Origin of the sequence: Enterococcus sp. AZ179, from assembly GCF_050498885.1 — a bacterium.
Lineage (GTDB): Bacteria > Bacillota > Bacilli > Lactobacillales > Enterococcaceae > Enterococcus_D > Enterococcus_D entomosocium.
The window spans coordinates 2,280,813-2,305,757 of record NZ_JBMHEO010000001.1 but is presented as its reverse complement, the minus strand read 5'-3'; the positions used below and the strand labels follow the sequence as shown (position 1 = coordinate 2,305,757).

Genomic DNA, 24,945 nt, shown 5'->3' with positions numbered 1-24,945 from the left:
TAATCACCTGATAACTATTTGTAAAATTATACTTTTAAATACTAATTATAAATATTATTAATAATAAAGGAGTCCCCAAAATGATTGAATTGCTCAAAACCTTCATTGTTGTTTATGAAACGAGAAACTTTAGTCTTGCCGCCAAACAACTCTATAAAACTCAACCAACGATTTCCTTGCAAATCCAACGCTTAGAGGCCGAACTTGGCTTCAAACTTTTTGAACGTAAAGGAAAACAATTGATTTTACCCACCAGCCAAGCGGAGTTTTTGTATCCTCGTGTGGTCGAGTCTCTCCGCTCATTGTCCACTATTTTTTCGCAAGCCAAAGACACCAAAAATTTTAAAACAGAGTGTGTGCTCGCTTGTTCGAATACGACCGCCGTCTACTTACTGCCCAGCATCATGGCGCAGCTGATTGAAGAATTTCCAACGTTTGCCTTTGAAATCAAAATCATGAATTCTCAAGAAGTAATCGATGCCGTCGAATCAAACAAAGCCCATATTGGGCTGATAGAAAAATCAATCGTTTCGCCATTGATCCAAAAAGAATTCGTTTATCGCGATGAATTGGTGTTAGCAGGCAACCTCGCTTCTGATTTTTGGGTCTTGCGGGAAAACGACTCGGGGATGTACTACATTAACGAAACCTATCTGTACGCACAGCACTTGCATCCGCAAATCATCAAAGCCAATAACAGCGAAGTGATTTTGTCCCTACTAAAACAAAACATCGGCAAATCGATCATCTCGAAACTTTCATTACCAGAAGAGTTGCCTTGGCAGGAACTTGATCCAGAGTACCGCTATCGTGATCTTTTTATCATTCAGAATCGTCAGCGTGCGACGCCGGAGACCGGAGAGATTTATGAGGAGATTAAACGGCTGTTGTTGGAAAGGAATAGAGCTGCTGGTACTGGTGAATCGAGAAGATAACAAAATATCCTTTATACTGATTCTTAAGAAAATTTCTCAGAATCAGTATAAAGGATTTCCATCAGACAACTTCGATTTTTTGCAAAAAAACAAAATACATTTATGCGACGTTAAATACTAAAGAATATCTCGTTTCCATACTTAAATCATACCCACATAGTTCTTTAAAATAGCTTTGATAGTCATTTTCAATGATACGGATAATTTCTTCGCTTGGTAGTTCTTCAAATTTAATCAATTCAACTAATAGGTTTAATTTTGCATCAATTCCCAAAATTCTTGGCAGCACACTCCAAAAATTTTCTTTTGAGATTTCATCAGTTAGTTGGTTTAAACGCCGCAACAAATCAATTAAATAGTCTTTCAAATCTTTTTCTTTTCTTGATGCATTCCTAAATTCTTTTTGATAATAGCTGCTATATTCTTCTTTCATTGTGAATAGCATGATTCATAAGGTCCTCTCTATGTGATTATTTCTTTCTAATGCGTTCCAAAAAATAGTGAACATTTTTTGGAAGCTAATAAAATACATGCCTCTCGATAAAGTAGTTTAATAGGTGAGATAATGTATGAATGATACTCTTGAAACCTCTTCTTTAAAAAAATTTCCAGATGTAATTTATGAAGAAGCGACAATAGCCAATAAAAATCTCCTTCATTATGGGAGTCACTCTTGATCAACAAAAAACGATCAAGATGTAAAAGTGATTTTAAACATGCTATTAACGTCGGATTCATTGAATCCCCCTTGAATCCGAACGAGTTGGAAAGAGAAGATCCCCCAAAGAATACTGATAACCGCCAGTCTACTATTAAACATTTTACTTTTATTTTACATCACTGCCGATACCACTAAGCATTCATTTTGAGCAACTGACGTTCTTCTTTTAATACTTGTAAGACTTTTGATGTTAAGGTTCTATCGAGCATTTTCTCTTCCTGCTTTACTACCTTCATTTCCTTATTGACTCTTTTAGTTACACCTTTCCATAATAAGATTCATTCATCTTTTACTTGCCTCTTTTATTATTACTTATTTCGGTGTGATATATTGAACCAACGAGGAACGAGCTAGATCATTGCCAATCACTCGGTAAGAAATCGTTGTACCACCATAAACGTTTGCTTCGGAAATTAAAATACCATTCGGTCCAACCGCTTCTACAAATGCGACATGACCATACCTGGGATCCGACCCCGCTGTCCCGTGGCTGAAAGAAATCAAGGTTCCGGCTTTGGGGGTTCGACTAACTTGATAACCTAATCTAAGACCAGTAGTTCCCCAATCTCCCCCATTTCCCATGTAATCATCTACACGACCACCTAATTGTGCGACTCGATTAAAGGCATACCAAGTACACTGACCTACAGGATAAGAACCAGAAGTATTATAATCTTTCCCATTATAAGCTGGGAAAGTCATTAACTCCCGATATTCATTTGGAACTTCTTCCAATCCTTTAATGAAGACACCACTTTGTTGTGATTGATCCTCATCGTATTGGGTCAACTCGTAAACAGCAATCAAAGAATTCAATTTCTGATTATAGCTAGTGTCTGTTGCATAGGTTCCGGTTAAAGCATCAGTTGCACGCAAATAGTTTTTTGCTTCTGAGCGCCAGACTGATTTATAAAAAAATGAATCGTGGGAAACGCCTCCGCGAATCAATGCAATATAATCTGTTAACGATTCATCGTAACTTGGATAAACACGAAAAGCATCTTGAATTTCAATCATTTCGCCATTTCCTAAATCCTCTTTGGTAGTCATCACTACTGCACCTTCTCGATAACTTCCTTTAATACCGAAAAGGTTATAATAGGGTGCCTTTGATAAAAGACTACTACCGTTGCCACTTTCTAAAATAGCTTGCGCAATCAAGACTGAAGCAAAGACGTCATACTCTTGCCCTAGTTTCCGAGCTTTTTCACTAATTTGTTTGATAAATTCATGTGTAGCAGTATTAAATTGGAAATCAAGTTGTGCTGGATAATTTTTCACCAACTCTTTACCTACTTCAGTTAACTCTGGTGATTGCGCACGTTTAATCAATAATGAAATGTTTTCTTCATCCCATTCTTCTTGATCGACCTGTTGATAGGACAGCTTCTCAAGATAAACCACTGAAGTCGCTGATTGATTTAAATCAACGTCTTCATTCACTTCATCTTCTTGAGATTCTTGTTCCAATGTTTCTGACATTTCTTGTGTACCAATTGTCCCATAATAATCGTTTCCTAGCCAAATTCCCAATAATTGATTCCCTTCCGCAGTTTCCTTATAGAGAATATCACCAGGCTGTAATGAATTATAGGTTGATTCTTTCATATCAAGATTTTCTAGATTTGTCGCCAGTACTTCGTTATAAAGTTCTTTCAGCCAAGTATCGACTTCTTTACTCTCTATGTCATCTGCGCCAACCTGTCGAATTGTTTGATACACCAACGCAGCTTGCCAGGAGTGGTCAAAGCTAGCTAATAACGGTAATGTGAAACTCCCTAACGTTGATTCAGCCACTTCACTACTTCTAAATGCATCTGGAAGTTGATTCTCTGCACTATTGAGTAAACCTTCAAAAATTGTATCAATTTCTTGATCTGTAGCAGGTGGTCGAGTCACCGGAGCACTCGGTGGAAATGGATTAGCTCCTGAATCAGAACTTTGATCCTCTTGATTTGTTGAGGAAGTTGGTGGATCGGGCTGCACTGGTGCCTCAGAAGAAGGTGGTACTGTTTGTTCAGCTTCTGGTACTTCAGACGGAATCGTTTCTTCTATTGGGATATCTGGTTGCTGCGATTCTTCAGGTTTGTCTGACTCTTGTTCTTCAGTGTTTTCTTCCCCCAACTCTTCATCTTCCCAATGAGACTCTTCTGGAAAGTCGGTACTTTCATCGGAAGATTCACTTGACTCTTCTATTATTGGAACATAACCACTAGACAATTCGGTTTTGGAGCTGGTACTCATTGCTATATTCGATGTTACATTAGACGCTTGTCGCATACTCGAAACTAACTCTATGTTGGGTTCTTGCAAATCAACATTCGATTGCTTCCTTTCCTTTGAGAAGGTGGATTGGCTTGCGTCTTCTGATTTATCAGAAAGATGATCAGTTAAATTGCTTGCCAACAAAGTTGGTGTGGTAAAACTTTGTGCTGCTAATACACCTAGGCTGATTAGTGTGATACCTATCTTCTTATTTTTCATCTTAATACCTCCTCGCGCTTCATTCTCTCTTTCATTGTTTCTTGCTTTCCTATTTCTATTCAAATAAACGCTTTTTTTAAAAATGTTAGATTATTACACAAAAATTTATCTATATTAAATATTCTTTGTTCTTAGTATTTTGCAACAGTTGACCATACATGACCGATATCCGATAAAAATGGTATGATTATCTTGTTTCTGTTGACTGTTGCAAGAATGCTCTTTCACAAAAATTATTTGTATTCTTCAAAGTCATTAAATTGTAATTTATTATGTGCTAGCTGTTTTACTTTAAATTGCAAATCTTCAAAAAGATTTGTCACTTCGTCTTTTGTTTCATCTACGTCGAATAGAATCTCTTTTGCTCTCTCATGAATAGAACTAACACGTACTTCTGCTAATCGAATCATTTTATTGGCTTCTAACTGTGCTTCTTCGACAGTTCTTTTAGCTTTTCGTTTTGCGAATGCTAATACTTCACCAATTTCCTCTTCGAACTCTTCTTTCTCTTTTTGCAACTTCTCTTTTTCTTTTGTTAATTTACTCAACTCTTTTTTTAATTCTTGAACTTCTTGAATTTCTTCAAGTTCTGTCTCTAGTTCCTGAAGGTCCTGGATTGCTTTTGGAATATCTTTTTTTGTAATAACTAATTCTGCTATTTCTTTCTCAGAAAGCTTATCTTTCAAAGTATCAATCTCATGTTGTTTTTCTTCTAATTTTTCTTCATAGCTTTCTTCAACTTTGTTGATGGTTGCCTTTAACTGCTCTTTCTCGACCTGCCATTCATCATATCTTTTTTGTGTATCAGCAATAACATTGGTTAATTGGCTTTTTAGTTGTTCAATTCGATAATCTTCCGTATTTTCTTTTTCTAATTCTTCACTATTTAAATGATTAGGGCCGTATTGCTCTAATGATTGTGTTAATTCAATTACTTTTTGTGTTGCTTTATTTAGTTCGTGTGTAAGATATTGGTTATCCTTCTTACTAGTTTCGAATTTATTTTTTAACTCCTGATACGCTTCTTTTATTTCTGAATTTTTATTTTGATTTTCAATCTCTTCTAATTTTGTTCTTAACTCTAGGTTTTGTGTATTCAATTCACTTTCAACCATATTTTTTTGACTAACCATTTCTTCTAACTTAGTTGAAAGTTCATTTTTTTCATTTATTGCTTTTTGAAGTTCCTTTTCAGTCGTTTCCTTGACTTCAATAGCCAATCGTAATTGTTCCTTCAAATTACTTCCGTCTTTAGTCTCTTTGTTCTTTGATTCCAAGTCATTTTCAATTTTTTCTTTTTGGCTTGTAATCTCTTTTACTTTAGTTGAAAGTTCGTTTCTCTCTTTTAATGATTTTTGTAATTCCTTTTCAGTCGTTTCGTTTACTTCAAGAGCTAGTCGTAATTGTTCCTTTAAATTATTTCGATCTTCGGTAATCTTTTTTAAATTATTCTCCTGCTGCTTCTGGATTTCTTTTATTGCGCTAAGATCATTATTTATTCTTTGATGGTTTTTCTTACTCATCTCTAGTTCTTGAAGCAAATTGTTCTTCTCAGCTACTAATGTATTGACCTTTTTTTCAAGTTGTTCAGTTCGCTCTTGTTTCTTATTGTTATTCTCCTGAGAGTGCTCTTTGACTAATTTATCGCTTTCTAACTCAGACTCAGTGTCATATAGATCAATAGACTCAACATTTACTTCTTGAATTTCATCTAATAATTTTTTGTAAAAACTTTTTTCTTTCTTAGCCATTCGTTATTACTTCTCCTTTTTGCTCTACTTTTTCTTTGACTTCAGTCTTATTTTCATTTTCTTGCTCCACACTATCATCGCCCTTTTCAAGCAATTCTAGTTCACCAGAATCTGTCCTTAAAAATACTTCATCAGAAATCATAGTTTCTGTATCGCTATCAAAAATTTGAATGTTTGCCTGATTTAAAAAACTTATGTCTTGAACTTCGCTTAAATAAACTTCGATATTTTCCTGTATCTTTGGTAGATCTTGTTGATTATTTACTTCAATATAGATTGACAAAATTAAGTATTGTAAAGGTACATTATTAGTGATGATTGACACAGTACGACCAAAATAGGGCGTAAGATCCCTGCCTATTTTTTCTTCATAAACAAAACGCTCTTCTGGCGTTATCTGTGCAAGGAGATCTTTCCAATCAATCTCAGAAAGACCAATACCCTCTTCCGGATAGCTATAGATTGATAGTTCCAAAAATTTTTCTTGTGCTTTTGATAATTCATCTACTTGTTTTTCTAGTTTCGTTAATTCTCCCGAAACATTTTCTACATACTTCTTCTCTTTCATTTGTAATGTTCCTAATGTAATTAGGCTAAGGAGCATTGTGGCAGTCACACCTAAAATAATCCAGATATTTACACTTTGCTGTATTTGCTTAAAAACTATTAATTTTTTTTTTAGCAGCAAATCATTTCCAATTGCTAATTCTGTTTTCTTTAATTGTCGCTCTTTAAAAATCCTCCATGAGATGAGTATTAATAAGGCTATGCTCACGAGAAGCACAGATAAATAGATATACAATTTTTTCACCCTATCTTAATTGAGTTTTTTGGTACACCGTCTGTTCCATTGGAAAAGTAAGTATTAATTTAATTTTTAAGTAGATTCAAAAAAATCATTATGATATTCCACTGTCTCTATCAATTCTCCTTGAATTACTAGTCTTCTTGTTCCTCTGGCATCATCACATGTCACAAGAGTAATCATCTTCCGATCGGGGATATCTTCAATTAAATACGTACTTTCTGGGTTTACGATTTCTTTAAAAGAAACACTGTAGATATAAACTTGTTCCAAGTCTGTTATGTAAATCAAATCATTGATTTCCACACGCTCTAAAGGCCTAAATAATAAGCTTTTACTTTCACTTCTATGACTTGCAAGACTATAGTTTCCCTCTCCCATAACTTGGTCTTGTTTCATAGTTCCTGCTCCAAAACTTAACGTAAAATCTGTTACTCCAAAAAAAATAGGTAAGTCAATACCTACGCTTGGAATCAAAATTGCGCCCATCGTCCTATCCTTAGCTACTGTTTCGTTATTTTCATCTAGCTGTAATCTGACAATCGAAGACAAACTTGTCAATGAGATTGACTCAAAATCAAAACTGTTTTCTTCAATGGGATCATTTTCTAATTCTGTTAATTTTTCATGATTCTCCTTCACTTGTTCCTTTGTCATATTTTCGATGGAAAACTGTTTTACATTCATATTAATGATTTGATTTTTTAGAGGAACACTAAAAATAGCTATTGCCCCTAAAATTATTAAAAATACTATGAGTATATTGGATATATACTTCTTCAGCGTGTCTTTAGCCATATACATTGACCTCTAAACTATTAATCCTTAAAATTGTTGATAGAACACGAAGAGTGTGTTCTATCAACAATCCAATTTTTATTTCTTTCTATTTTTATTTCTTTTTCTTTTTCTTTCTATTCCACAATCCAAATCCAGCACCTACAGATGCTAAACCACCAACAACTGAGGCTGCAATCGAGGAAGAACCTGTTTGTGGTAATTTGCTACCCGGTTTCTTATTGCCAGAGCCTGAATCGGAATCAGCATCCGCATCGGAATCGGAATCGGAATCGGCGTCCGCATCTGAATCTGCGTCGGCGTCGGCATCGGAATCTGAATCGGCATCTGAATCCGCATCAGCATCGGCGTCCGCATCGGAATCTGAATCAGCATCTGAATCAGCATCTGAATCGGAATCGGAATCGGAATCAGCATCCGCATCTGAATCCGCATCAGCATCAGCATCTGAATCGGAATCGGAATCGGAGTCGGCATCCGCATCAGCATCGGCGTCCGCATCCGCATCTGAATCGGCGTCCGCATCGGAATCGGAATCGGAATCGGAATCAGCATCGGCGTCGGAATCTGAATCGGAGTCTGAATCTGCATCCGCATCGGAATCAGCATCGGCGTCCGCATCCGCATCGGAATCTGAATCCGCATCGGAATCGGAATCAGCATCCGCATCAGCATCAGCGTCCGCATCCGCATCTGAATCGGCGTCCGCATCCGCATCGGAATCTGAATCCGCGTCGGAATCTGAATCGGAATCCGCGTCCGCATCTGAATCTGAATCCGCATCTGAATCAGCGTCGGAATCTGAATCGGAATCGGAATCCGCGTCGGAATCTGAATCGGAATCGGAATCAGCATCCGCATCCGCATCTGAATCGGAATCAGCATCTGCATCCGCATCTGAATCGGAATCAGCATCTGCATCTGAATCAGCATCTGAATCGGAATCAGCATCCGCATCGGCATCTGAATCGGAATCGGAATCGGCGTCGGCGTCGGCATCCGCATCTGAATCGGCGTCGGCATCTGAATCGGAATCAGCATCCGCATCTGAATCGGCGTCCGCATCGGAATCGGAATCTGAGTCGGCATCCGCATCTGAATCGGAATCGGAGTCGGCGTCCGCATCCGCATCTGAATCGGCGTCCGCATCGGAATCGGAATCCGCATCGGAATCCGCATCGGAATCCGCATCCGCATCGGCATCTGCATCGGCGTCCGCATCCGCATCTGAATCGGAATCCGCATCTGAATCAGCGTCGGAATCGGAATCTGAATCGGAATCTGAATCCGCGTCGGCATCTGAATCGGAATCGGAATCGGAATCCGCATCCGCATCCGCATCCGCATCTGAATCGGAATCAGCATCCGCATCTGAATCGGCGTCGGCATCTGAATCGGCATCGGAGTCCGCATCGGCATCCGCATCTGAATCGGAATCCGCATCCGCATCCGCATCTGAATCGGAATCTGCATCAGCATCTGAATCGGAATCGGAGTCGGCATCCGCATCGGCATCCGCATCGGCGTCGGCATCCGCATCGGAATCGGAATCCGCATCTGAATCAGCATCCGCATCTGAATCGGAATCGGAATCGGAATCCGCATCTGAATCGGAATCTGAATCGGAATCTGAGTCGGCATCCGCATCCGCATCGGCGTCCGCATCGGAATCGGAATCCGCATCTGAATCGGAATCGGAATCGGAATCTGAGTCGGCATCCGCATCGGCGTCCGCATCTGAATCGGAATCCGCATCCGCATCTGAATCAGAATCGGAATCTGCATCGGCGTCTGAATCGGAATCGGAATCCGCATCGGAATCGGAATCGGAATCGGAATCCGCATCCGCATCGGCATCGGAATCGGAATCTGCATCGGCGTCTGAATCTGCATCCGCATCAGCGTCGGAATCGGAATCTGCATCGGAATCTGCATCTGAGTCTGAATCGGAATCTGCATCGGCGTCTGAATCTGAATCAGCGTCTGCGTCTGAATCTGCATCAGCATCGGCATCAGCATCGGAATCGGAATCGGAATCAGAATCCGAATCGGAATCTGAGTCGGCATCCGCATCGGCGTCCGCATCTGAATCGGAATCGGAATCCGCATCCGCATCGGCATCTGAATCGGAATCGGAATCTGCATCGGCATCTGAATCGGAATCGGAATCTGCATCGGCGTCTGAATCTGCATCCGCATCAGCGTCTGAATCTGCATCAGCATCGGCATCCGCATCGGCATCCGCATCGGCATCCGCATCCGAATCGGAATCTGAGTCGGAATCTGAGTCGGCATCCGCATCGGCGTCCGCATCTGAATCGGCATCAGCATCCGCATCTGAATCTGCATCAGCATCGGCGTCCGCATCTGAATCGGAATCGGAATCTGCATCGGCGTCTGAATCGGAATCAGCATCCGCATCTGAGTCGGAATCCGCATCAGCATCTGCATCTGCATCTGAATCTGAATCTGAATCTGAGTCGGCATCGGCGTCGGCATCCGCATCTGAATCTGAATCTGAATCTGAATCTGAGTCGGCATCGGCATCCGCATCAGCATCGGCGTCCGCATCCGCATCGGCGTCGGCATCCGCATCTGAATCGGAATCCGCATCTGAATCAGCATCCGCATCGGCGTCCGCATCTGAATCGGAATCGGAATCAGCATCAGCATCGGCGTCGGCATCTGAATCGGAATCCGCATCAGCATCGGCGTCCGCATCTGAATCGGAATCGGAATCGGAATCGGAATCAGCATCAGCGTCTGAATCGGAATCGGAATCTGAGTCGGCATCAGCGTCTGAATCGGAATCAGAATCTGCATCGGCATCAGCGTCTGAATCGGAATCTGAGTCGGCATCTGCATCTGAGTCTGAATCCGCATCAGCATCGGCGTCCGCATCTGAATCGGAATCGGAATCAGCATCAGCATCGGCGTCTGAATCGGAATCTGAATCGGAATCAGCATCTGAGTCAGTATCAATAGGTTCTTGTATAATTACAGCAACCATATCAGACTGTTTATCATCACGATTTTCCTGATGTCCGTTTACAACAATACTTACTTCATCACCAAGATTGAGCTCAGCATCTAGTGGAATTTCAAATTCACCGCTAGCATTGATTGGTACATTCTTCTCTACAAGTTCACCATTGATATAAACGTCAAGTGAATACGTTCTACCAAATGTATCATCTTGTTCATGACTTCCTGTTATTACATTGTCACCAACATAGATATCATTTAGTTTGGGTTGATTGACTACCCAGTTATTGTAGCCAGTTGTGTCATCGACATTTACTGTTGTCTCAACTGCCTTAGTTCTTATCTGACTCGGATTAGCAACATCCGGTTGTTGTCCGACAACTCTGACTGTTACTTCATCGCCATAAGAAAGATCTAGATTTAATTCATTTACATCATATGCGAATACATAACTTCTACTTGTTACTGGAATATCTTCTTCAGTATTAACGAGACGGCCATTCACCAGTAGTTCTAAGTTATAGCTTCTCTCGTACGCTCTACTCTGAAGTGGAACACTTCCACTAATCAGTTGATCGTCTTCTTTTAATGGATCAACTCTTGCAGCTTGAACTTCCCATTGATCATAGTCATCGATATTTTCAACAATCATCGTAGTTGTTGAGCTTACTTTATCTTCATGCCCATCTTGTTTTCCAATGACATATGCTTCAACAACTGCACCTTCAGGCAACGGCGCTGGTGATCCATCCACGATCCACATTGAAGAGAATTCAAAATCATTTGAGATATTTTCTCTTCTTAGGACTTCCTGCCCTTCAATAGTCAATACTAAATCATACGTTCTTCCCGCTTGACGATTTTGTGGCAAGTTTAACCCAGTAACTAAATACTCACCAGTGTACGCTTGATGAACTATTGGATTACTTACTACCCAATCTTCATAGTCTACAATATCTGTACCTGTGCTATGGTAAGTAATACCAGAATATTTTGTATACCTTTTTCCATTGCGCAATACGTATTGATGAACTCCTTTTACCCTTGCGGTAACGATATCACCCTCTCGCAGAAAACTACCAAAATCGTATTCCCAATTGCCGTCTTCATCCATACCAATTGTATCTCTTGGTACACCATTGACTAATAGTTCAACAAAATAATCGGTATCATGTTCATTAACGAGATCTTGCTTCCCATTTCCATAGAAATTTTGATCGTCAGAAGTTAATAATGTAGTCGTCTCTACCGGGTTCTCTATCCAAGTGTTATAAATCCCCTCAGAAGAAAGTTCCCCGGATATTGTTCCACTACCTCCAATAACAATCCAGTCTGCACTAGTTGTTACACTTCTAACAGAGTAATTATCCTTCCTAATCACCATGTTGTCTCGAGGATTATCTTCTTTCCATCTTGCCAAATCAATCTTTAGATCAATAGCAATATCTACACTACTCAACTGAATTAAATAGTTAGGGGTATAATAGGTGATGGAATGGGTATCAGGATCATACCCCATCGTTTCATAACCTGAGATAATGCCGGTTCTCGCATCCCATACATCTTTAATGTCTTCAGTTACATCACCCCAACCTAAGAAAGTTGACGGTCGAGAAATCGTTCCTGAAATATAGTCTGTATAATTTGGGGTTAAGAAGAATTGATCTGCTAAATCAGGATCTAAATAGATCGTTTGCTTAAATTGAGAAATCAAACCAATGTTTAGCCATGTATTAGATTCACCTGCTGTTGCTATGTGAATCCCGTCCTCATCTGCAGATAATTTATTGAACTTATCTGTGAAGCCAAAGTTAATCCCTATTCGAGGTGCAACTTCTTCATAGCCTCCTGTGCTATCTGTAACGTTTACAGACTCGGCATTTACTTTTGTTTCAGCTACAAACAAGCCGCTTGTAATTACACCAGCAATCATAGCATTGTAAATTAGTTTATTTTTAGCATTTTTTTTCTTAATATTTTTCCTATTCAATGACTGAACGTGATCAAATTGATTTTTCATTTTTTCCTCCCTTTTAGTAATTAATAAGATTTCTATTAATTGCTAAGTTCACATTCAAAATAAATATAAACTTAGCAATTAAGTGAACCTCAATTGCTTTTGAGATAATTCTTATAATTGATTAGTCCACTTAAAAAGTGCTCTGCATCATCTATTCTCATTCTAAAATTATCGTGTCTTGCAAAAAAACCACCAGCAATGATATTTGGTTTTGCCATATACATAGCAACCTCCGGATAAAACACCCCTACGTTCATTTCATGCAACGCTCGCTTATCCATAGTTGGTTTTATATCCTTCGCTTTAGGAAACTTCTCTAACAAATGTGAATATTGTTCACTTGTATCTAAGTGATCAACAAATTTAGCAGCCGCAACTAAAAGTTCTAGCATGGTAGGATAAGCAGTGTCTCGTTTGTTGATAAAATTCAAATTTTCTGTAGCATTTCGAATACCAAACTCATAATATTCCTCTTTAGGTAATAAAGCTGATAGCTCATTAACGGCATAGCTTATCCAATGGTCATGGTATTTATAATATTTTTTTTCTACTAATTTTTTCAAAATTGATTCCGCTAATGATAAAGTGGTATCATCTGGAATTTGCTTATACGCTCTAGCGAGACCGAATAGTACTTCGCCATCGTAATAAACTGTCCGGAAAGCCTCTTTTACTTCTAACTTTTCGTTTAGAACGTGAATTGTATCTCCATCTTGAATAAAATATTCTTTGATCATTTTCACCGTATTGATAAGAATTTCTTCATACTGTAAATCACCAGTTATTTCTTGATACTTTGAAAATGCTAACAGCACCATCGCATTGCTTCCAAGTTTGTATTCAAAGGCGTCGATTCTTCGATCGATAATATCTTTGAAAAGCAAGTGTCCTTCAATATCAGTCGTTAGGTTTTGAATCCCCCAGTCAAGCCCACTCTTAATTTTCGGAAGATCTTCTTCATAGGTTTCTAAGTCTTCGACTGCTTCTAACCACGCATACAAAGTGGAAAAATGTCTTACCGTATTGTAGTTGATTAGCGTTTTATTAAACTGAGGAAAATAGCCATATATGAATTTTCCTGAATCAAGTATTTGGTCGCTTAAATATTTGCGCCCATCTTTAATCACTCTTTCTAAATCAGATACAATATTTTTCTTCAAATGCTGTCTCACATTGATCCCCGGTCCACGATACTGAAGCTCATAGAGTTCCGAGCCTTCATTCACCATTATTCCTCTCGTTCTAAAAATGGTGATAGCCTTGAGGGGATCGGGTAAAATAATAGGTTTCTTATATTTCCGGAAAAGATATTTGCTCAGATTTACATGATTGAAAGATAAATTTGGTTTATTTTTCCCAATTTTATGCTCTCTATCCGGTTGGAAAATCATATTCCCATTAATTTCTTCTTCCAGCAAAGAAATACGTAATTCCTCATCAAAAGCGATCCCATATCGAAAATAGTTGTTTCTTGGTGTTTCTTTTAGCATTTCGTCAAATTTTTGATAAGGAATTTTCTTTGAGTAGATGACAACATCAAATTTGAGATACTTGACCATACTCAAATTATTTCTTTCAAAAAATCTTTGAACCTTAATCCATGTTCTATCAAAATCCTTCGAGCAGAAAGACTTTACTTCTGCCCTACTTTGACCAGTTGACCACGAAATGTAGATGACCGTTTGACCTTGCATATTACTTTTTTCATAATAGCTACTAAGTTTTGCTTTAATTTGAACTAACTTTGAGTGCTTTAACATTGAACAACTCTCCAATTTAATCAGTTTGACCAGTTTTTGAGATAAATCTTCCATTCATTGCGTTAAACTTTTACCCATTGCTATGATTTCAATGAATGCTCATGACTGTTTATACATGTAGTGAGATAGCTAACTATTTGATGTACTCATCCCCCTTTTTCTTTTCCTTGAACCATTTTTCTTAAGGAGCGTCATTGAAAAATAAGGTTTTGGTTCGAAAGCTAAGATGACATGCTGCGTTCTTTTCTATAGATCCTAAAATTTTATTACTTACCTGCTTCGCTTTTATAAAATAAAAAAGGATGTTTACCGCAAATAGTGAATATTTCCACGATCGAAAACAATGAATTTGATCGCTAATTAAAAGTATTGAAATTACGCATCCTCATTACACATATAAGGTTACACAGGGTAGTGAAGAAATTAAAATCTAAATTTTCATAGCATATTGCACTTTTCAGAAACGCAGATAAAAAGATGATTTTTTTAGCGTTAATATAACAAATAATAACCATATGTCTTTTTTGAAAACTTCGCTAAAAATTGGAATAAGAAGAAAGCCCATTATGGTTCGATAACGTTTCCATCTATATAATCTTTTGTTAATTTTAATAAAAAGAAAGAATATTTCGCTTTGTATCGGTATATAAGCTTAATATAAATTAGCCATCAAAATCTTCATTATATAAACTTATTACTATATAATTTGCCTACTTTTATTTAAAACTTCCTAATACGATTCATGTAATAAGAGAAATATCCCTTCCATATATAACAAATGAACCCTTCAAATATTTCAACTCAATCAATGAGGCAAACCAAAAAAATACGTAGAAAAGAACTCACGTCCTTTTCTACGCAATCGTAACTGCTACTCGCTAGCTAATAATTTTTATGTTCTCACTTTACCAGTAACGAATTCCATTTTGACCATCTCATCGATTAATCGGTAATTATTATGAGATTTAATGAGCATGACTCATCATTAATTTCCCTCGTGAATCCCCATAGAAACATCACAATACCTTAATATGACGAGTTGTAAAATAATCATAGTGCACACAAAAAGTATGATGAATTCCAATCTTTCGATTTGTGTACAATTTTGCTTTTTGTACTTAATCTTTGAATAAGTAAAATCATCAACCCTAGTAAGTATTTTAATAAGATTATCTGTCTTGATTTTCAAAACGTATTTTTTAATCAAGTTAACTTGTCACTAAAGTATTTAACCTCTGCATTAGTTGATCCCAATCTTTCTGATTTGGAATTGTATTAATAAGGAGATAATCTTTCTCCAACTCATAATCAAAAATATATGGTCGGTAATTCGTGACTATTAAATCTGTTTTATTAGATTTTAAGCGCTCCTCTGTCAACTCTGGTAAGGATAAAAAATTTAGCTGATAGCTTTCGCCTAACAAACGTTGTGCTTGAAGACGGATACTTTGAACCACCATTGAATCGCCCTCCAATAAAAATAAAATATTTTGACGAGGCTGATGAGAATGAATTAAAAGTTCAATAAATAAAGTAAATCCAACAGCTAATTCTTCAAGTGCTGTAGCAGATAATCTTAATTCCTCCTGATGTTTTTTCAGGAACGCTACATTTTTTTCATAGGATGATTGTTGCATGGCAATATGTCTCACTTCTATTTGCTGTTTATTCCATATTGGCCAAAGGGCGTTACTTAATTGCCATGCAATGAAATAAGACCTCGTAAAGGTTATTAACAAAGGACGATCCCATTGACTAAAGAGTTCATTTGAAAAGTAATCAGTGACTATTGCAGTAGTTTGAGGCCATTGATCAAATCGCAGCAAAAAACACTGCTCGTATTCCAAGCAACTTGTAGTACGTTTTGATACAATCATTAAATAGAGCCAGACTAACTCATCTTTCGGCAGGAGAATTCCGTATTCTCTATCAATGATTGGGATCAGTGACTCAAATAACTGGTAATCCTCATCCTGATAAACGAGTCTCTTAGCCCATTCGGGAACCTTAATCAACTGTTCTTGTTTTACTCTTACCATAGTCAAGTAAAGTAATGAATAGAAGGCAGCAATTGAAATTCCCGTTCCTATTTTATAAGTTTTCAACTCTACTGAAAGTTCTTTTCGAATAATTGCATGCAGGTCATCTGGGGGGCGAACCGTTTGTGGAGTTTGTTCGCCTCCATAATAAAAATCAAAGAAAAATTTCCTTATGTTTGACTCCTCTCCAATAAATTTTACAGGTTTAAAGCTGAGGCTAAGATCGTATTCTTCCAATGTTGGTTGTGTCTTTTTTAAAAAACGTCTTAGGGTAGTTTCTGCATAATTGTACTGATGTGCGAGTTCATCGAGGTCAGCAAAATCACCATAAAAAATTCTTTCCAATATTTCATAAAGTGCATCTTGGTCTAAAAGTTCCTCTTTTTTCTCTTGGTACATTAGACGATCGATTTCAGCAAAACGAAAACCAGTATTATTTGAATAAATAGCAACACTATCACCGAAGTGTTCTTTTATTAAATGAATATCTTTGACTAGTGTACGTTGGGAGATTGCCAATTTATCAGCTAGCGTAATAGTTGTAAAAGTCTCTTCTTGTTCTATAATAGTTAAAATTCGCATCCATCTTCTGATCATAGGACTTGTAATAAAAGCAATTTGAAGTTCACGCATCATATTCCTCGCTTTATTTGTAATCATTTTCTATCTTTCCATCTACTAACTAGTACTTAAATAGATTGCTAATACTCGCTTTAGTATCGCTTTGTTCATAAGTATCATTCGCTCTATTAGCATTCATTTAGTTCTTTTAGAACCTAGGAACTCTGGTATGTTTTAAGAAATTTCTATCACTTGAACAATGGATCCCTATCCAACACTGATCATTTTAGAAACATACCTTGATTGTAGACTTCACCACAAAGAGACCTGTTAAGCGATCAGAAAAGTATCGTAAGCCTTCAACTAAACAAAGAAAGACACCTATATTAATATCTGTCAGAATAATTTATGTGCGCCCATAAAAAAGGGAGGAATCATTGATTTATCATTATTGAATGACGTGTAGATGATCTGTCAAAATGCACGTATAGGCTATTCTGATTCTTGATTTAATACTTGTCCAAACTTAAACGAACGGTAGCATGGATAGTAGCTATCAACTCCATCGCAGACCTTTTCACTTGATATTTTCCTATATAAGCCAAAGAAACAAACTTTTTCACGAGAGAAATCAATTAGATGGTACCGAACTTAACTCCCAGGTTAATGTCGTTTTATAACTTGCAGCATCAGGATTGGCCCCCTTAGGAACCTCTAAAATCACACTTCGACCAGCACTTTCAAAATCACCAAATCGATAAATCCATGTTCCCGTCCCTTCAGCTCCTTGAGCTTTTAAAACCGTGCGTTTAGCTCCACCAGGAATAAGTGTGATAGGTGTCGTCTGCTGCAAGCCAGGTTCGATGCCATCTTGTACTGAAACTAATTGTTGATTCTGGAATATAAAGCTTGCCCCTGTTAACTCCGATCCTGTTTCAGCGCTATAGAATTGCTCGTTTTGACTCACAGAGAGCTCCCATCCCCCACGAGTATTTGATGGACGGCGATCGCTGACTTGAACGTAATTTGGTCGAATCTCCTCTTCAATGAACATTCCATCAACTGATAATAATCTTTGTGGCTTAGCGTAATATCTTTTGTCTTGTGCGGAAATTGCAAAGGAGCCAAAATAAAAATTGGATGCAAAATCAATACTGAACAATCCCTGGTTTTCAGGCAGAGATGAGGGATTTTCAGGATTTACTTCTTTATCTGGAGCTAGTGGATCTAACGGAGAAACACGATCATTTTCTTTTATATAAACGAATCTGATACATTTGGGAGAGTCTCTTTGAATTTTTAAAGTAAGAGATTGCACATCTTCTAAGATTTCCTCATCATTTTGAATATATAAGAGTTCATATCCTTCAAAATATTCTGCAGAAAATTCTTTGTGTTGATTCACGGGAATTTCAACGGTTTCTTCTTTAATAACAATCGTTCCTGGCTCGGCGACGTGCATCACTTTGACTTCATTTTTTGCTCTAGTAAAGTAATAAACAATTGTCTTTTCTTCATCTGAAAATGTGTAATATCCTTTGTCGTCAATCAGCGAAGAGGAGTCTTCACTAATTCCTACAAAATCATAGCCATTAAGAAATGGTTCATCACTTTCTTTACTCTTAGGATCGATGAAAGTGGAGTCACCCAACTTGCCCGTAAAGGATTCCCCAGACAAAATATTCTCCTGTGTATCAATATCTTTGTATTCAACGTTGACCGATCCCTCTCCAACAATATATTTAAAGTAATCTACCTCTATCTGTTGTAGATTACTCTGAGCGCCTGTTGCTGCTGAAATAATAAAAGACAAAGCAGTAACATTTCCACTAGATAGCCATTCACTGACATCATGGTGCCAAACCTGACCATTATACTCAATTGACAAAATCGAATCATACTCTCCGGGATTATAGGTCATTTTAAACTCTCTAAATAAATTATTATTATTCCTTAAGATCGCCTTTGCTGCTGAACTATCGTTATTGTTACTTACATGGCTAGTCAACATTCCATCGTCTCTGGTATAGATGAATGACCCATGTGGATTGTGGGTAACCAAAGGCCAAACACCAGTTGATCGAAACTCGTCTAAATCTGCAGTGGCAGATCCCGAATCCACACGATTGTGATAAGTATCTAATTTAAATCCCCAAGCGTTTTGCAGTCCTGCTATGCCCATCCCTTGTCCAGACTGACCTAACGTATCAAGTTCAGATTGATGGAAGCCAAAACCTATTCCATCACCGCCATCACTTCCGCTCAAAGAACTACCCGATGCTCCTTGTCCTCCGTTTCCATTCCCAATATTGACACGACCTTTAAACTCAAAAGGATGCATATTACTCAATTTTTCTTTAAGTAAAATACTACCGTTTTGATTACTCCTATCCTCGGTTAGTGTGACGATTCCAGTTTGGTCATTATAAATTGCCGAACCGCTCAAATGAAAATGGTCCAAAAAATTGGTCCGATCCCCTTCAATAAAATCATATTCCGTAGCTGCTGCCACATACTCAAAGCGATCAAGACGAATTTGATGGAGGTTGACTGACCCACCTGTCGCAGCAGAAATGATAAAAGATAAGTCTTCTGTGTCTATCCACTGAGAAACATCAACTCGCCATACTCTTCCTTCATAGCTAATACTGAGTATTTTGTTGTCGACACCGGGATTGTAAACTAACGAGAAATTTCGAAAAGAGTTATTACTGGGATTTGTTGTGACTCGAGGAGGCGCTTCATTCCCTTGATAGTTTCGCAGGATGCCTGAGTTTGAGTCTGTATAAACAAATGCACCAAATGCAGAGTTTGAAGTTCCATCTATTGACGAGGGGTCCGCTTCAGTTAGAGCTGTTGCACTACTGTTTCTATACGTATCAATTTTAAAGCCAAAAGAAGAAGCCAATCCTGCAAGCCCCATCCCCTGACCTGTTTCACCTACAGCATCTAAGTCATCCGCATGAAAACCAAAGCCGACCCCATCGCCACCTCTACTCGAACCTAAACCCGTATTACTGAGACGTCCAGTATTAATCGAGCCAGTGACTCGCATAGGATAACCAGAGAGCATTTTTTCTTTTAGAGTTATGGCACCGGCTTGATTGGTTACTTCTTCCGTGAGTGTCACTTGACCAAAACCGTCATTCTTTGCGTTGCCAATAAAATGAAAATAGTCTTGCAGATTGTTCACATCTACGATAACTTTTCTGTTCTCGTTTAATGGTGTGCCTTCAAAAACTTCATTGAATAACTCAAGATGTTCACTGTATGCTTCATAATCAATACCCGTTTCTACACTTTCTTGTCCAGCAATTCCATCTTCATCAGGAAAAATACCATTGTTTTCCTCTGACTCTGTGTCCCTAGCATCATTTGTAGGTTGCTCTTCTTCTATTTCAAGAACAAGTATTTTTTCTAATACAGATACTTGATATTTCCCTGGAACTTCGAAAAACAAAGGAATGTCAAATGTATCTTGAGGACGAACGGATTCAATTAGCCACCGACCTAATTGTGCTTCTTGTTTTATAGAAATACCCTCTGGTAATTTTTCTTCAACAATCTGTGCCTCTTCTGGCAAAGTAATAGGAACAGATAGATACTCACTGTTTGAAAAAATCTTTACGATTATCGGTTCTGATACTTTTCCTTTAAGATAAGTATCAGAAAAATGAAAGGTTTCATCCTTTAATTCATCCGCTTCTGTTTGCTCCACGATAGAAGGAAATTCATTAGTTTCAGACACATCATCAAAATCAGTAAGCGTTTCTGCAAAAGCCATGTTCAATGGTACAGAGAATGATTGTGCAATCATTTTGAAAGCGATAATATAAATTACCGCTTTCCTAAATAATTTACTCATCCGATCTCACACCTCCTGACTTTCTTTTAAGCTTTTTCTTATAGAGTTCGTAAACGATCATCCCCAATAACGCAAAAAATAAAACAAGTGATCCTATCATCCACCAGTTTGTGCTTGCGTCAATCGTGACATCTGTACGGTTATAACTTCGCGCTTTTTCAGAATCAATCGTAAATTTTTGTTCCCAGGACCACGACTCCCCTTTAGAAGTTGCTGTCAGTTTCAAAAGATAATTGCCAGCTTCAAAACGATCGCCTCCCAAAGGAATTGGAAAATGAAAGTGGGAATTAGGTGCCATCTGCATTTGCTCGTCACTTGCCTCATAAAGAATTTCTGTTTCACCTTCGCGCTGAACACTCGCTTTAATGGCTAGTCGATTCACAAAGGTTGGCGTCACATTTTGAATCGTCGCGCTAATTACATTGCGAAAGTTCAATTGATTTGGGAAAACATCTAAGAGTTCTAAATCTGGTTCTACAGAATCTCGAGTATTGCTGACCACAACTCCTATGACATAAGCAAATTCATTTTTTACTGCAACCCCCTCTTGCTCACTAACCGTTTCTTCTGTCTCTTCCTTCACTTCACTAATACGCAGCCCACCTGCTAGAAATCCATCAAAGGAAGCGTCTGGCATTTGAAGTGATAAGTTCACTGTTTTTGTTTCATTTCCACTGAGCTCGACCACATCTGGTGATTCAATCAATTCGTCAAGAGAATATAGTAATGTTGGGTCCGGTTCTTCTGCCTTTTTGCCATACTCCACGAAACCATGCACATTGGTATAAGCAGTATGAGGGGTGATTCGCACTTGAATGGTTTCTTCACTCCCGTTATGAAGCTTTAAGGACAATTTCTCTTTTGAACCTGGTGCTAGATTCAGATCAAAGTAACTATTTGTACTGTCTACTTGGCTAGCAGGTAATTCCGGTACAACATGAAAATTCAGGCTACTTTCTTCGGCTTGGACCAATGCTGGAAACAAGAAAATCGAAAGAAGAAAAAAAACCTTATATTTAAGGAACAAATGCTGTAAATAAGTAGATATATGAGTATGGTTCAAATGAATCATCCTTTCTAAAAAAAACAACGCTACACATTCATGCAACGCTGTAGAGAATTTTTCATAAAGTTTTCTGGTGCCTGCTCTTACTAAATATTATTTTCTTCATCACCAACATCGCCATTAGGAGTCGTTGTCAAATCCCATAACAGTGTTGCCTTATACGTGGTCGCATCTTTAGCAGTAGAACCCGGAACATGCAATTTGATGGCACCATTTTCTACAACATCATTTTTAGAATCAAAATCTTCTGAGGAAAATTGATTTGTCAGTTCTTCTTGATTTCCCCAGACAACTGAAGAAACCCCGGCGCCTTGACCTTTTATCGCTCTCATCACTGAACGAGCAGCCCCGTTTGTGAGTAGTTCTAAATTATCTTCATGAGCGCTAGGTGAATTTAAATTATTGCTTCCCTCGTACCTAATCTCAGAACCAACAAACTCTATCCAAGCACCCGTCAAAATATTGTTTTGTGTTTGTGACTCAAAATTACTTAAACTAACTTCTAGATCCCAACCGGCATTTGTTCCTCGTAGATCATGAACCTGAGCAAAACTGACATAAGGTACTTTATTATCGTCACCCGTTGTTCCAGATTTTTGCTGCATTTCTGCAACCATGTTATATTCTCTATCTTGATTAGAAATTACTTGTGTACCGAAATTCATCGTTGCTACTTTCATGATGGATAATTCTCCAGTGGTCCCAGGAATTTCGGGTTCAATCTCCACATCTGGATTTGGTACTGGATTCACCACCTCTAGCTCTCCATCCTCTTCACCCGCCGGACGAAACTCAACTTGTCCATTCGAGGTTACATCTCGAACCTCTTGTGAATAAGCTTTGGTCGCACTTCCAGCTAAAATAGTGGTAGATAATACGGCAATTGACGCTAAACGAATAAATTTCATATTTCATTCCTACTTTCTTTTAATTCATATATGTTTTTCAATGCTTTCCCCCACCAACAAACGACAATGATAAGTAAACTTAATCCAATCGATTTCCACCAAGTGTTTGTGATCATATTTGTTTGTGGAAAAGTTTTTTCCAAACTTGAACTACCATCTGAAGGTGGCTTGACAACGTGAACTGGTGGCTTAGGCTCTGGCGCGCCAATGGGTTCGTATGTACCAGTGAAACTAATCATGCCTTCAGTTTTCACTTCTTGAGTTTGTGTACCATAAACAATAGTTGGAAAATGGATGAAAACTACTATGCAAAAGACCAACATTCCCTCACCTATTTTTGATTTCATTCACCACCCTCCTTTAGTGAAAATTAGCCATCAATTTAGATGACTCATTGTATTTTTCTTTTATAAAAGCTGAATCACTTCTAACAGATATTTTTGAAAAATAAATCTTTTAGTCTACCTTTTAAAATTAGTGATTCAACTTTTCGAAAAAAAACGGTGCGTTCTGTTTGCTTCTTGCATCTAATAGATTACAAGTGGGTAAGAAAAAATCAAAATCGAAATTTTCATAGCGCCATGCATTTTTGAGAAAAATAACAATTATTTATAACCCGTATATTCATTTATTATTTCTTGCATACTAAGTCCCCCCAGAGAAAACAATTGTTTTTTAATAAAAAAATAGTAAAAATCATTTTTAAAATGGCACCAAATTCGCAAAAATACCGTGCAAAAAAAAACAAAAAAAGCAGCTTTTAAAAATTTTAGGTCTTGCTTTTTTTAAGTTGTTGCTTTCCTATGTCATTCCCTTGATATAGCTAGGCTATTCATATCAATACCGGGTATTTCTTCTAGTTATTAAAAATCAGTAGATAAGAAAAAAAACTTTCTTGCTAAAATAACAGGCCATAAATAGAGGGAACTTCCATCATAAACTCATCTCTTTTTCAATATTTGCATAACACGAAGTAAATATCGAATGGCAATTTTGTATCTTCTTTACTACTATATTTTAAGAAGAAAGGGTGATTAAATGAGGGTCGAAAAAGTAAAATTGACTGCTTTTATTTATAAAATGAGCTGTCTGGAATATTCATATTCTTTGATTAAAAGCGGGTATTCCCCTATCAAATTAACCACAGAAGAAGAGAATGAAATTGAATCTATCATCAATACTCGATTACATCGATCCTTGCTATCAGCCAATCGAAGACGATTTAAATTCAGCAAAGTGAAACTTTCAAGAAAAGGAAAATCAGCTTATCAAAAACTAAAAAAGTTTGAGTATCTGATTGATCTTTAGCAAACATTAATACATTCCTATGATTAGACGGATAAAAAGGTAGCAATTAAATGGGTTTACCTAGTGTACGTCCATTTTCCTCAATAATTGAGTGATTTTCTTACCACTATTCAAGTCATAGAAATAGAAAATTATCTATTTATTCGTGGACCAGTTAATAAAATTATCCTCTTCACTAAAAGATTAAAGAAATGTTCCTCCATGATCTATGCATTTGTATCTGAAGGCTACAGCTAGCATTGATCCCTTAGAACCTAGATTTTCTGTCTTAAATTGAACAAATAAAAACGTGGATACAAAAAAGACGCTGAAGAGTCGTTTGTCACTCCTCCAGCGTCTTTGCATTTTTATAATTCCTTGATAAACCGTTTCTGTTCATGACTGCTGTGGTAGCCATGGTTTTCATAAAACTTGTGGGCAGCATGGCGTTTGACATTCGAATTTAATCGAATGCCTTGCATTCCTCGCTGTCGGGCTTCTGCTTCAATTGCCGACAGTAGTTTCCCGCCAACGCCTTGCTTTTGCACTTGATCATCCACTACCAAACCTAGGACATTAAAAAATCGCCCGGCAGAATAAACTGTTGAATATGGCTGTGCTTCAATCATTCCAACTGCTTTTCCCTCTATTTCAGCGACCAGCAAGAGATGATCCTCCTCAGCTAAAATTCTCTTTAGGCCTTCGATCAATACTTCTTCTTCGATTGGATAGCCTAGTACTTTCGACAAATGAGCTAGTTCTTTATGATCAGACAATGCAGCAGCTCTAATTCTCATAGTATTCTCCCACCTTTTGGCTTTTTATTCGGTCTTGTTTTAGATAACTCACATTCATTTATCAACTTAGAAATAAATGACAGCTAGTTGATTTGTACAAGTGCAATAGAAAAAAAGTATACAGACAATGTACTAGAAATCCCTTTGCTATGATCTTTTATGT

14 protein-coding genes are annotated in these 24,945 nt (G+C 37.7%); 1 reads left to right on the top strand and 13 read right to left on the bottom strand.

Going from position 1 to position 24,945, the window contains the following annotated elements; all coding sequences use genetic code 11:
* Positions 1-80: 80 nt before the first annotated feature.
* Positions 81-935 (top strand): LysR family transcriptional regulator, encoded by an 855-nt coding sequence (locus tag IGI88_RS10885; protein ID WP_008377207.1) that lies wholly within the window; start codon positions 81-83, stop codon positions 933-935.
* Positions 936-1,035: 100 nt separating this feature from the next.
* Here IGI88_RS10885 and IGI88_RS10880 read toward each other — a convergent pair whose 3' ends face one another.
* The 13 genes from IGI88_RS10880 to IGI88_RS10820 form a co-directional block, all read right to left on the bottom strand.
* Entirely contained in the window at positions 1,036-1,380 is a 345-nt protein-coding gene (locus IGI88_RS10880; protein ID WP_005237412.1) for a DUF7006 family protein, read from the bottom strand.
* 588 nt (positions 1,381-1,968) lie between these two features.
* Positions 1,969-4,203, bottom strand: a complete 2,235-nt coding sequence (locus IGI88_RS10875; protein ID WP_016621802.1) for a glucosaminidase domain-containing protein — start codon at positions 4,201-4,203, stop codon at positions 1,969-1,971.
* 170 nt (positions 4,204-4,373) lie between these two features.
* Positions 4,374-5,891 (bottom strand): hypothetical protein, encoded by a 1,518-nt coding sequence (locus tag IGI88_RS10870; RefSeq protein WP_008377200.1) that lies wholly within the window; start codon positions 5,889-5,891, stop codon positions 4,374-4,376.
* Positions 5,884-6,702: a hypothetical protein gene (locus IGI88_RS10865; protein ID WP_016621803.1), complete on the bottom strand. Its 819-nt coding sequence runs from the start codon at positions 6,700-6,702 to the stop codon at positions 5,884-5,886. The genes IGI88_RS10870 and IGI88_RS10865 overlap by 8 nt, the downstream gene beginning before the upstream one ends.
* A gap of 66 nt (positions 6,703-6,768) precedes the next feature.
* Positions 6,769-7,494 carry a class A sortase gene (locus IGI88_RS10860; RefSeq protein WP_233499089.1) on the bottom strand — a complete coding sequence of 242 codons (726 nt, stop codon included), beginning with the start codon at positions 7,492-7,494 and terminating at the stop codon, positions 6,769-6,771.
* 94 nt (positions 7,495-7,588) lie between these two features.
* On the bottom strand, positions 7,589-12,499 hold the full coding sequence (locus tag IGI88_RS10855; protein WP_429969530.1) for an LPXTG cell wall anchor domain-containing protein: 4,911 nt from the start codon (positions 12,497-12,499) through the stop codon (positions 7,589-7,591).
* 89 nt (positions 12,500-12,588) lie between these two features.
* On the bottom strand, positions 12,589-14,259 hold the full coding sequence (locus IGI88_RS10850; protein WP_225869261.1) for a poly alpha-glucosyltransferase: 1,671 nt from the start codon (positions 14,257-14,259) through the stop codon (positions 12,589-12,591).
* A 1,208-nt stretch (positions 14,260-15,467) separates the two neighbouring features.
* Positions 15,468-16,958 (bottom strand): helix-turn-helix domain-containing protein, encoded by a 1,491-nt coding sequence (locus tag IGI88_RS10845; protein WP_016621834.1) that lies wholly within the window; start codon positions 16,956-16,958, stop codon positions 15,468-15,470.
* 532 nt (positions 16,959-17,490) lie between these two features.
* The gene (locus tag IGI88_RS10840) at positions 17,491-20,724 is read right to left on the bottom strand and encodes a lectin-like domain-containing protein (protein WP_086316942.1); all 3,234 of its coding nucleotides are present in this window, start codon (positions 20,722-20,724) and stop codon (positions 17,491-17,493) included.
* Positions 20,717-21,796, bottom strand: coding sequence for a DUF916 and DUF3324 domain-containing protein (locus IGI88_RS10835; RefSeq protein ID WP_086299163.1), 1,080 nt, complete (start codon positions 21,794-21,796; stop codon positions 20,717-20,719). The genes IGI88_RS10840 and IGI88_RS10835 overlap by 8 nt, the downstream gene beginning before the upstream one ends.
* An 80-nt stretch (positions 21,797-21,876) precedes the next feature.
* Positions 21,877-22,698, bottom strand: a complete 822-nt coding sequence (locus tag IGI88_RS10830) for a WxL domain-containing protein (protein ID WP_005237417.1) — start codon at positions 22,696-22,698, stop codon at positions 21,877-21,879.
* On the bottom strand, positions 22,695-23,045 hold the full coding sequence (locus IGI88_RS10825) for a hypothetical protein (RefSeq protein ID WP_005237418.1): 351 nt from the start codon (positions 23,043-23,045) through the stop codon (positions 22,695-22,697). The genes IGI88_RS10830 and IGI88_RS10825 overlap by 4 nt, the downstream gene beginning before the upstream one ends.
* Positions 23,046-24,353: 1,308 nt before the next feature.
* Positions 24,354-24,782: a GNAT family N-acetyltransferase gene (locus IGI88_RS10820; protein WP_008377173.1), complete on the bottom strand. Its 429-nt coding sequence runs from the start codon at positions 24,780-24,782 to the stop codon at positions 24,354-24,356.
* Positions 24,783-24,945: the final 163 nt, after the last annotated feature.